This window comes from Nocardia sp. NPDC052316, assembly GCF_044547795.1.
Classification (GTDB): domain Bacteria; phylum Actinomycetota; class Actinomycetes; order Mycobacteriales; family Mycobacteriaceae; genus Nocardia.
This window is the reverse complement of the sequence record NZ_JBIUBB010000006.1, coordinates 365,118-377,642: the sequence shown is the minus strand read 5'-3', so window position 1 is coordinate 377,642 and position 12,525 is coordinate 365,118. Positions and strand designations below refer to the sequence as shown.

Genomic DNA, 12,525 nt, shown 5'->3' with positions numbered 1-12,525 from the left:
GCGTCGTCATACCGCTGCCCGACCGACCGAACCATGGAGATGCCTCACCCTGCCTGTTGTCGCCGCACACACGCCTCGCTGGCCCCCACCCCCATGGACATCGAATGCGCGCATACCCATCGTTACCGACCGCACCGGCGCACACCGAACACAGCCCTCGCGATCTGTGCCACAGACCGCTCCCCGACCGCGCGAAAACGAGCGCCGGGAACGATTATTCCCTGCCGAGGCGAGATTGGTGATCTCACCTCGGCCGGGGCCGCTCAGCTCGAGGTATCGAGCAGAACGGCCAGTTGAGCACCGATGTCGGCCAGCGCCTCCGGTGCGGTCATCTGCGCGTGCGTCACCCCGATCGGCCGGTCGTGCACCGCACCCGTGACGTGCGGAGCCCAGTCGGTCGCAGTGGCGCGAAGCACATCCGCGGGATCGGCCACGGCGGCGCTGAAGTACTCCAGCGTGCCGTGGAACACCCCTGGACGGTGCTCGGCGATCAGTTCGGCCGAGCGGACCGCGCTGCGATAGATCCGGCGCAACCGTTCGGGGGTCAGTGCGACCAGTTCCGGCGGGATCATCGCGTGCAGCGCGGCCAGGGCCTGGTCGCTCAGGTCGTAGATGTCGTCCTCGTCGGCGATCAGGTCGCTGCCGAGCCCGAGTTCGGCCAGCGCGCCGCGCACCGCCGCGCGGAAGCCCGCCACGTCAGGGTTCGGGTGGCTGTCCATCATGGCCAGCAGCGCGACCTGCGCACCGTCGGCCTGCAGTTCGGTCGCGATCGCGTGGGCGAGCACGCCGCCGAGCGACCAGCCGAGCAGCTTGTACGGCCCGTGCGGTTGCACGGCCCTGATCTCGGTGACGTAGCGGTGCGCCAGCTCGGCGATCGAGGCGGGCAGGTCGCCGTCCTCGGCGAGCGCCGGTGACTGCACGCCGTAGATCGGCTGGTCCGCGGGCAGGAACTGGGTGAGCCCCGCGTAGCTCCAGGCCAGGCCGTACATCGGGTGCAGGCAGAACAGCGGTGCCGCGGTGCCGCCGGTACGGATCGGCAGCAGCACCTGCATCGCGGCGTCGGCGTCGGACTCGTCCGCGGTGTCGATCCGCGCGACGAGACCGGCCACCGTGGCGTCGGTGAAGAACCACTGCACGCTGACGGTCGCGCCGGTGGCCTCGCGCAGTCGGCCGACCGCCTGCGCGGCGAGCAGCGAGTTGCCGCCGAGTGCGAAGAAGTCGTCATCGAGCCCGACCGTCTCCGCGCCGAGCAGCTCGGCGAATACCTGTGCGACCGTCTGCTCCAGCGGCGAGCTCGGTGCCCGGAAGACGGTTGCGCTGATGAACTCCGGAGCGGGCAGGGCCTTGTGGTCCAGCTTGCCGTTCGGCGTCAGCGGGAGCACGTCGAGCGGCACGATCGCGTCCGGCACCATGTAGCCGGTGAGGAACTGGGCCGCCTGGGCCCGAACGGTCCCAGGGTCGATGGCGCCGTCACCGACCACGTAGCCGATGAGCCGGTCGCCGTTGCCGTCCGAACGGACCAGGGCGACGGCCTGCCGCACGCCGTCGCAGCGCAGCAGGGCCGCCTCGACCTCGCCGAGTTCGATCCGGAAACCGCGCAGCTGCACCTGCTGGTCGCTGCGGCCCGCGTATTCGAGCTGCGCCTTGTCGCCGCAGTCCCGCCAGCGGCCGACGTCACCGGTGCGGTACATGCGAGAACCGGGCGCGCCGAACGGGTTTGCCACGAAGCGGGTCGCGGTGAGGCCGGGCCTGCCCAGGTAGCCGCGGGACAGTTGCGCACCGACGACGTGGATCTCGCCGGGCACGTCCAGCGGGGTCGGGTGCAGTCGCGGATCGAGCACGTAGGCGTCCAGACCGGGGATCGCCCGGCCGATCACGCTGGCCGGATTGTGCCGGTCCCGCTCGTCCAGCGGCAGGAACGACACGTGCACCGTGGTCTCGGTGATGCCGTACATGTTGACCAGACGGGTTGCCGCGCCGTGGCGTTCGTACCAGCGCTCCAGCTTGCGCAGGTCCAGCGCTTCACCGCCGAACACCACGTAGCGCAGCGCCAGCGCGTCCGGCTCGGCTGCCCGGTCGGCCTCCACCAATTGGTAGAAGGCGGACGGGGTTTGGTTGAGCACGGTCACGCGTTCGCGAATCAGCAACTCGCGGAACTGCTCCGGTGACCGCGAGGTCAGGTAGTCGACCACGACGACGGCGCCGCCGTGCGCGAGGCCACACCACAGCTCCCACACCGAGAAGTCGAAGGCGAACGAGTGGAACAGCGTCCAGACGTCGTTCTCGTCGAACCGGAAAAGAGTCTGGGTGTTCGCGAACAACTCGACGACATTGCGGTGTGCGACGCCGACGCCCTTCGGCACACCGGTCGAGCCCGAGGTGTAGATGACGTAGGCCAGATTGTCCGGGTGCAGCGGCGCGAGCCGGTCGGCGTCGTGGATCGGCGCGTCGGCAAAAGCCGCTGTCTGCTCCAACAAGACGACGGGCAGGTCACCGGTGGGTACGGCGGCGCGTTCGTCCAGCGTGGTCAGCACGCAGACCGGGGCCGCGTCGGCGAGCATGAATTCCAGTCGCTGCGCCGGGTAGGTGGAGTCGATCGGCAGGTAGGCGGCACCGGTGGCGAGCACACCGAGCAGCGCGACGGGAAGGTCTTCGGTGCGCGGAACGGCAACGGCCACCAATGATTCCGGGCCTGCGCCCTGGGCGATCAGTGCGCGGGCCACCTGGTTGGCGCGGCGTTGCAGCTCGCGGAAGGACAAGGTGCGGTCGCCGAAGCGGATGGCGACCGCGTCCGGGCGACGCCATACCTGATCGGCGATGAGGCCGGGCAGCGTGGCACCGGGCACCCAGGCACCGAGCGAATTCCATTCGTGCAGGACGAGTTCGCGTTCACCGGCGGCGAGCAGGTCGATATCGCCGACCACTACCGCGTCGTCGGCCGCCACCGCCGCGAGGATGCGGCGGAAACGGTCGGCGAAGTTCTGCACGGTCGCGGCGTCGAACAGATCGGTCGCGTAGGTCAGCACCCCCGACATGCCTTGGGTGCCTGGCTGTTCCGCGACGGTGAGTTGCAGGTCGAACTTCGCGGGCTTGACCTGCGGGTCGATGCCGGACACGGTGAGTCCGGGCAGCTCGAGCGAGGTCTGCGCCAGGTTCTGGAAGACCAGCATCACCTGGAACAGCGGATGCCGCGCCGCGGAGCGGACCGGATCCAGCAGCTCCACCAGGCGCTCGAACGGCAGGTCGGCATGGCCGAAGGCGGCCACGTCGGTCTGCCGGACGTCGGCGAGCAAGACGTCGAAGGTGGCGCCCGGCTCGATCTCGTTGCGCAACACCAGGGTGTTGACGAACATGCCGATCATGTCGTCGAGCTCGGCCTCGCCACGACCGGCCACCGGGGTGCCGATGGCGATGTCGGTGCTGCCGGACAACCGCGAGAGCAGGACGGCCAGCGCCGCGTGCACCACCATGAACAGGGTCGAGTTGTGCTGCTGGGCAACGCGATCGAGGGCGACGTGCAGGTCGGCGTCGATCACGAAGTCCAGCGTCGCGCCCCGGTAGGAGGCGGTGGCCGGTCGCGGGCGGTCCACGGGCAGGGCCAGTTCTTCGGGCAGCGCCGCCAGCGCGGTGCGCCAGTATTCGGCCTGCTGCGCGATCAGGCTCTGCGGGTCGTCCTCATTGCCGAGCACGTCGCGCTGCCAGATGCTGTAGTCGGCGTACTGGACCGGCAGCGGCGCCCAGGCCGGTGCCGCGCCGCCGGTGCGCGCGGCGTAGGCCAGCACCAGGTCGCGGGTCAGCGGGCCCATCGACCAGCCGTCGGCGCTGATGTGGTGGGCAACGAAGACCAGGACGTGGTCGCTGGTTTCGGCCACGTGGAACAGCTTCGCGCGGAACGGCACCTCGGTGGTGACATCGAAACCCGTTGCGACGACTCGATACACCGCGTCCGCCACGTCGGCCGCGTCGATGCGCGCGGGCGCGAGATCGACCGGTACCTGCGCGGCGATGGACTGCACGGGGCCGTGCTCGGTCTGCGGGTAGGTGGTGCGCAGGATCTCGTGGCGGGCCACCAGATCCCGCACCGCGGCTTGCAGCGCGGCGACGTCGAGCTCACCGGACAGGCGGATGGCGGCCGGGATGTTGTAGACGGCCGAGGCGGTGTCGAACTGGTTCAGGAACCACATGCGCTGCTGCGCGAGCGACAGCGGGATCTGGTCCGGACGCTGGCCAGCGACCAGGGCCTTACGGCCACCGGTGCCCACGTGCTGTTCGACCTTGACGGCCAAGCCCGCGACGGTCGAGGCTTCGAACAGAGTACGAACGGGGACACGGGAGTCCAGCGCGGCACCGATGCGAGCGGCGACCTGGGTGGCGAGCAGCGAGTTACCACCGAGGCCGAAGAAGTCGTCATCGACGCCGACCCGCTCGACACCGAGCACCTCGGCATACACCGAGGCCACGATCTCCTCGGTCGGGGTGGATGGGGCGCGGTAGACCTGAGCCTCGAACTCCGGCTCCGGCAACGCCTTCCGATCCAACTTGCCGTTCACATTGAGCGGCAACGCATCCAGCACCACGAACGCCGACGGCACCATGTACGACGGCAAACCAGCGGTCAGCGCCGCCTTCACCTCGGCGACATCGACAGCCGTGGTCGCCGGGACGAGGTAGGCGACGAGGCGGTCACCGGTGCGTGGGTCCGACTTCGCGAGCACCGCGGCCTGGGCGACCTGCGGCAGCGCCAGCAGCGCGGCCTCGATCTCCGCGAGCTCGATGCGGAAGCCACGGATCTTTACCTGGAAGTCGGTGCGACCCCGATACTCCAACTCACCGGAGGCATTCCACGCCACCAGGTCACCGGTCCGATACATCCGCTCACCGATCTGGAACGGATTGGCCACGAACCGATCCGCCGTCAGATCCGCCCGACCGAAGTAACCACGCGCAAGCTGCGCACCGGCCAGATAGAGCTCGCCGGAGACGCCGACGGGGACCGGGCGCAGTCGCGAATCCAGCACGAAGACTTGGCTGTTCCATTCGGGGGCGCCTACCGGCACCGACGCCTGATCGTTGCGGGTGACCCGATGACTGGTGATGGACACCGCGGCCTCGGTCGGGCCGTAGAGGTTGAACAGTTCGACGCGGGGATAGTCGCGCAGGAAGCGTTGCGCCAAGCCACCGGGCAGCGCCTCGCCGATCGCCAGCACCCGCCACAGGGAGGTCGGGAAGTCAGCGGTCGCCAACGCGTCGAGCATTGAGGGCACGACGTGCAGCGTGGTGACCCACTCCCGAGCCATCAACTCGTTCAGATACGCCGGATCCTGATGACCATCCGGCGAGGCGATCACTAAACGACCACCACACACCGCAGCCGACCAGAACTCCCACACCGAAAGATCGAACGTCGCAGCCGTCTTCAGCAGAATCGCATCCGCCGCATCCAACCCGAACTCAGTAACCTTCCACTGCAACTGATTCGCAATGGCCCCATGCGACACCGCCACACCCTTGGGCCGACCCGTCGAACCCGACGTAAAGATCACATACGCCGTATTCGCCGCACGCAATGGCGCAACCCGATCGGCATCGGTGATCGGGGAAGAGTCCAGCTCCTCGAGGTCGAGCTCGTCGATCCGCACCAAAGGCGCGACCGGGGTATCGAACTCAGCCGCCGCGTTCGTCAGCACACACACCGGTGCCGCGGACTCGAGGATGTAGCTCGTACGCTCGGCCGCTTGCGCGGGATCCACCGGCACATACGCACCACCGGACTTCGCCGCCGCATACATCGCCACGATCAAATCGACCGAACGCGGGAACGCCAACCCAACCCGCGACTCCGGACCGACGCCCATCGAGATCAGGTGCCGCGCAAGACGATTCACCCGAGCGTCCAGCTCGCCGTAGGTCACCTTCATGCGACCCGCGGGCAGATCCGCCACCAGCGCCACCGATCGCGGATCGGCCGCCACCGCGGCATCCAACAGCGATGCCAGCGTCGCCGACTCGTCCACCTGCTGCTCGGTCACGTTCCAATGCGCCAGCACCGCATCGCGTTCGGCCGCATCGAGGATCTCGATATCGCCGACCGGCACCCGCGCGTCCGCCACCACGGCGGCGAGGATCCGCGTCAACCGCTCGGCGAAACCTCGCACCGTCGCGGCGTCGAAAAGATCTGTCGCATAAGTGAAGAATCCACCCATGCCCGTCGGCACACCCGACTCGTCGTAGCCGTCGCCGATGATCAGATGCAGATCGAACTGCGACACAGCCAGATCCGCGTCCAGCCCCGCGACCGTGAGGCCGGGGAGCTCGAGCGCGGTGCGGGCGATGTTCTGGAACGACAACCCCACCTGGAACAGCGGGTGATGGGCGGTCGACCGCGGCGGATTGAGCACCTCGACCAGACGCTCGAACGGGATGTCCGCGTGCGCGAACGCCTGCAAGTCGGATTCGCGCTGCCTGGAGAGCAGTTCGGCGAACGACTCGCCGGATTCGAACTGGGTCCGGAACACCACCGTGTTCACGAACATGCCGATCAGGTCGTCGAGCTCGCGCTCACCGCGACCGGCCAGCGGCGTGCCGATGGCCACGTCCGTGGCACCGGAGAGCCGGGCCAGCAGGACGGCCAGGGCGGTGTGCACGACCATGAACAGCGTCGCGCCGTGCGCGCGAGCGAGTTCCACGAGACCGGCATGGGTGGCCGCATCGATCTGCACGTCCACCCGGGCACCGGCCATCGACGCGATGGCGGGGCGTGGCCGATCGGTCGGCAGCTCCAGCAGGTCGGGCAGGTCGGCCAGGTGCGCACGCCAGAAGCCGATCTGCTGCGCGGCAATCGATTCGGCGTCGGACTCGTCGCCGAGCACCGCCCGCTGCCACAGCGCGTAGTCGGCGTACTGCACCCGCAGCGGCGCCCAGCTCGGCGCCTCGCCCGCGGTCCGCGCGGCGTAGGCGATCATCACGTCGCGCGCCAGCGGGCCCATCGAGGAACCGTCGGCGGCGATGTGATGCACGACGACGGCCAGCACATACGTGTCCGGCACGCCGTCGACCTGCAGCAGCGCCACCCGGACCGGGACCTCGGCGGTCACGTCGAACGAACTCGACGCCAGCGCGTACACCGCGCTCGCCACGTCGGCCTCGCTCAACAGCCGCGGCGTCACATCGAGGGCAACACCGTTGGGCGGCAACACCACCTGGATCGGGCCGTCGGCCGTTTCCGGGTACACGGTGCGCAGCACCTCGTGCCGCGCCACCACGTCGTGCAGCGCCGCGCCGAGCGCGGCGACATCCAGCGCGCCGGTCAGCCGCAGCGCGAACGGCAGGTTGTAGGCGGCCGAGCCCGCCGTCTCGTCGTCCTGGTCGAAGCGGTTGAGGAACCACATCCGGCGCTGCGCCAGCGACAGCGGCAACTGGTCCGGTCGCGCGATGCTGCCGAGCTCGACGCCGGGGCGTCCGTGCACCTGCGAGTCGATCACCGACGCGAGGCCTGCCACGGTGGGCGCCTCGAACAGCGTCCGCACCGGCACCCGGCCGCCGACCGCGGCACCGAGCCGCGCCACCACCTGGGTGGCGATCAACGAGTTGCCGCCGAGGGCGAAGAAGTCGTCGTCGGCGCCGACCCTGGCCAAGCCGAGCACCTCGCCGAACACGCCGGCCACGATCTCCTCGACCGCCGTCGCGGGCGCCCGGAATTCGCGCGCGGTGAACATCGGCTCGGGCAGCGCCTTGCGATCGAGCTTGCCGCTGGGGTTCAGCGGGAACGCGTCGAGCGCGACGATGGCGGCCGGAACCATGTAGGCGGGCAGTGTCTGCGCGACGGCGGCCCGCAGCTCCTGCGGGTCGATCCGCGCGCCGGGCGCGGCGACCGCGTAGGCGACCAGCTGGTCACCCAGCGATGACTGGCTGACCAGCGCGACGGCTTGGCTCACCGAATCGTGGGCGAGCAACGCGGTTTCGATCTCGCCGAGCTCGATGCGCTGGCCGCGGAACTTCACCTGGAAGTCGGTGCGGCCGAGGTAGTCGAGCACCATCTCGTCGTCGGCGTCGGCACCGGAGGCCTTGCGCCACACCACGAGATCGCCGGTGCGGTACATGCGCTGCCCGGTACCGAACGGGCTCGCCACGAAGCGATCCGCGGTCAGGTCCGGCCTGCGGACGTAGCCACGAGCCAGTTGGTCACCGGCCAGGTACAGCTCACCCGCCACGCCGTCGGGAACCGGCCGCAGCCGCGAGTCCAGCACGTAGACCTGAGTGTTCCACTGCGGCAACCCGATCGGTACCGACCGGGTATCCGACCCGTCGGCCGGCCAGTAGGTCACCGACACCGCGGCCTCGGTGGGCCCGTAGAGGTTGTGCACGTCCGCGTCGATCACCGCGTGCACCGCGCTGACCGTCTCCGGCGGCAGCGCCTCGCCGATCACGAAGATCTGCTCCAGCGTCGGAACGGCACCCTTCGCGGTGTGCGCGGCGAAGATCGTCAGCATCGACGGCACGAAGTCGGTGACCGTCACCGACTGTGCGGCAATGGTTTCCGCGACATAGGCCGGGTCACGATGGCCGTCCGGGGTCGCGACGACCAGTTTCGCGCCGACGCGCAGCGGCATGAAGAAGCCCCACAGCGACACATCGAACGTGGTCGCGGTCTTCTGCAGGTAGACGTCGTCCTGGTTGAGCGGGTACTCCGCCAGCATCCATTCGATCTGGTTGTTGATCGCCGCATGCGAGACCGCGACACCCTTGGGCCGACCGGTCGAGCCCGAGGTGAAGATGACGTACGCGGGATGCTGCGGCAGCACCTTCCGCAGCAGCTCGTCCTTGCGGACCGGGGCACTGTCGAACCGTGCCAGGTCGGCGGTGTCGATGGTCACGGTCGCAACGCCGGCGGGCACAGCGGCCGCATCAGCGAAAGTGGTCACGACACAGGCTGGTTGCGCCGTATCGAGGATGTGCGCGATCCGCTCGGCCGGATGATCCGGATCCAACGGCACATACGCACCACCCGCGGTCACGATCGCGTACATACCGACAACCAGATCCAACGAACGCCGAATCGCCAGCCCTACCAGCGACTCCGCACCCACACCCTGCGAAATCAACAGCCGGGCAAGCTGGTTGACCCGCTGGTCGAACTCACGATAGGTAAGCGAAGTGCCCTCGTAGGCCACCGCGACAGCATCCGGGGTCGTGGCCACCATCTGCCGGTAGCCGTCGAGCAGCAGGTCCGGTGCCACCCGCTGCCGGGTGTCGTTCCACTCGAACAGGATTCGATCGCGCTCGACCAGCGAGAGCAGGTCGGCGTCGCCGAACGCCCGGTCGGGATCGGCGGTGACCGAACGGAGCAGTCGGCGCAGCCTGGCGGCGAAGCGCGCGATCGTCGCCTCGTCGAACAGATCAGTGGCGTAGGTGAACATGGCGGACAGACCCGCGTCGTCGCCCTCGTGCGGGGTGACGGTCAGCTGCAGGTCGAATTTGGCTGCCGCGCCGTCGAGATCGAGTGCTGTCGCGGACAGCCCCGGTAGTTCCAACGCGGGCTTGTCCATGTTCTGGAAGAACAGCGCCACCTGGAACAGGGGGTGGTGCGCCTGCGAACGCGCGGGATCGAGCACCTCGACCAGCCGCTCGAACGGCAGCTCGACATGCGAGAACGCCGCGAGATCCACCTTTTTGGCGGACTCGACCAGTGCACGGAACGACTGGCCGGGCGCGGCGTCGGTGCGCAGCACGAGCATGTTGACGAACATGCCGATCAGCCCGTCCAGCTCGGCCTCGCCGCGACCCGCCACCGGGGTACCGATGGCGATGTCGGCGGAGCCCGACAGCCTGGCCAGCAGCGCCGCGAAGGCCGCGTGCACCACCATGAACAGCGAGGCGCCCGTGTCGAGGGCGATCGCCTCGAGCTTCGCCCGGATCTGCGCGTCCACCTCGAACGTGTAGACCCCGCCGCGACCGGAGGCCAGCGCGGGCCGTGGTCGATCCGTCGGCAGCTCGAGCCGGCCGGGCAGACCCGCCAGAGCGGTTCGCCAGTAAGCGATCTGGGCGGCGGCCACCGATCGCGGATCGTTCTCGTCGCCGAGCATCGCGCGCTGCCACAGCGCGTAGTCGGCGTACTGCACCGGCAACGGCGCCCACGCGGGCGCGGTGCCCGCGGCGCGCGCGAAGTAGGCGACGGTCAGGTCTTGCACCATCGGCGCCATCGAGGTGCCGTCGGCCGCGATGTGGTGCACGACCACCGCGAGCACGTAGTCGTCGCTGCCCACCTGGAACAGCGCCATCCGCAGCGGCACCTCGGCCGCCACATCGAAACCGGCCAGCATGAACTCGGCCAGCGTGTCCGGCAGCGCCGACGCCGCGAGCTCGGTCACCGCCAGCTCCGGAATCGCCTGCGCCGCAGGCAACACCACCTGGTAACCGGTGCCGTCCACCGCCGGGTAGACCGTGCGCAGGGTCTCGTGCCGCTCGACCAGGTCGGCGACCGCCGCCCGCAGTGCGGGCACGTCCAGCGCGCCGGACAGCCGGATCGCGAACGGGATATTGTTCGCCGCCGATGCGGTGTCGAACTGGTTCAGGAACCACATCCGCTGCTGCGCCAGCGACAACGGAATGTGTTCGGGGCGCGGCATCCGCGTCAAGGCCTGCCGCCCGCCCGAGCCCGCGATCGGCTCGAGCCGGGCCGCCAGGCCGGCGACCGTGGGTGCCTCGAAAACCGTCCTGGCCGGCACCCTGGCGCCGATCTGCGCGCCGAGCCTGGCCACCACCTTGGTGGCGATCAGCGAGTTGCCGCCGAGTGCGAAGAAGTCGTCGTCGGCGCCGATCGCGGTGTCGGCGTCGAGCAGCTCCGCGAAGATGTCGGCGACCAGCAGCTCCAGTTCGCCGCTCGGCGCACGGAATTCCTTGGTCTGCAACTGCGGTGCCGGTAGCGCGCGCCGGTCCAGCTTGCCGACCGGGGTCAGCGGGATCTCGTCGAGCACCGTGATGCTGGTGGGCACCATGTGCGCGGGCAGCTTGCGTTCGGCGAGCGCGATCAGCTCGTCGGTGTCCACCGCCGTACCGGGGGCCGCGAGCACGTAGGACGCCAGAATCGTGGCGCCGCTGTCGAGCTGGTGGCCGATGGTGACCGCGAAGTCCACGCTGTCGTGTCCGGCGAGCACCGCGTCGATCTCACCGAGCTCGATGCGGAAACCACGCACCTGCACCTGGAAGTCGTTGCGCCCCGCGTACTCCAGCCTGCCGTCCGCTGTCCAGCGGACCAGATCGCCGGAGCGATATAGCCGAGAACCGCTGGGGTCGAAGGGGTTCGCGATGAAGCGCGTCGCGGTGAGCGCGGGCCGCTCGTGGTAACCGCGCGCCACCTGGGCGCCCGAAATGTACAGCTCGCCCACCACGCCGTCCGGCACCGGCGAAAGCCGCTCGTCCAGCACGTATTCGGTGACGCCACGGATCGGCCCGCCGATGGTCAGCGGTGCGTCCAGCTCCAGCGGCGCACCGATGTTCACCACGATGGTGGTCTCGGTCGGCCCGTAGATGTTGAACATCGCGCGCATCCCGCCGGACACCGGAAGCAGCCAGCGCCGCACCAGATCCGGCGGCCACGCCTCGCCGCCGACCGCGACGACCCCGAGGTCGTCCAGACCGGCGGGGTCGATGGAGGCCAGCGCGGCGGGGGTGATGAACGCGTGGGTGACCCGCTCGCGGCGCAGCAGCTCGGCCAGATCGTCGCCGCCGAACACCGTCGGCGCGACCACGACCATGGTCGCCGCGCCGCCGAGCGCGAGCAGCAGCTCCAGCATCGACGCGTCGAACGACGGCGACGAGAAGTGCAGGGTGCGTGCGGTACTGGTGACGCCGTAGTGGGTGCGCTGCTCCTCGCAGAAACCGGCGATCCCGGCCTGGGTGGCCACGACGCCCTTCGGCGCGCCCGTCGAACCCGAGGTGTAGATCACCCAGGCCGGATGCTCGGCGCGCAGCTGACGCACCCGATCGGCGTTGGTGATCGGCTCGGTCGAGTGCTGTTCGAGCGAGTGCAGCGTCGAATCACCGTCGATGGCAAGCCATTCGACCTGTCCGGGCAGCTGGGTCGCCGCCTGCGCGGTGGTCAGGCCGAAGACCGCGCCGGAGTCCTTCACCATGTGTTCGACCCGGTCGGCCGGGTAGTTCGGGTCCACCGGCACGAAGCCGGCACCGGACTTGGCCACCGCCCAGACCGCGAGCACGGACTCGATCGAGCGGGGAATGCCGATCGCGACGAGGTCTTCCGGGCCGATACCGCGGTCGATGAGCAGCCGCGCCAGCCGGGTCGACCGCTCGTCGAGCTCGGCGTAGCTCACCTGCGCCAGTGTCGCGGCGGCGTCGGCGTAGCGCAGCGCGATGCCGTCGGGGTTCGCCTCGACCGCCGTCGCCATCAACTGCGGCAGCGTGATGACCCTGGGCCGCCGGGTTCGGGCCGGACGGACACGAGCGGGACGCGTCATGCGGTCACCAGTGCCAGGGTCTTGCTTCCCCGTCGCCGAGCCGACCGCACGT

Annotated in this window: 1 pseudogene; it reads right to left on the bottom strand. The window is 69.5% G+C overall.

What is annotated here, in order from left to right:
• Nucleotides 1-263: 263 nt before the first annotated feature.
• Nucleotides 264-12,473 (bottom strand): annotated as a pseudogene (locus ACIHA7_RS29490) (amino acid adenylation domain-containing protein); the annotation flags it as partial.
• Nucleotides 12,474-12,525: the final 52 nt, after the last annotated feature.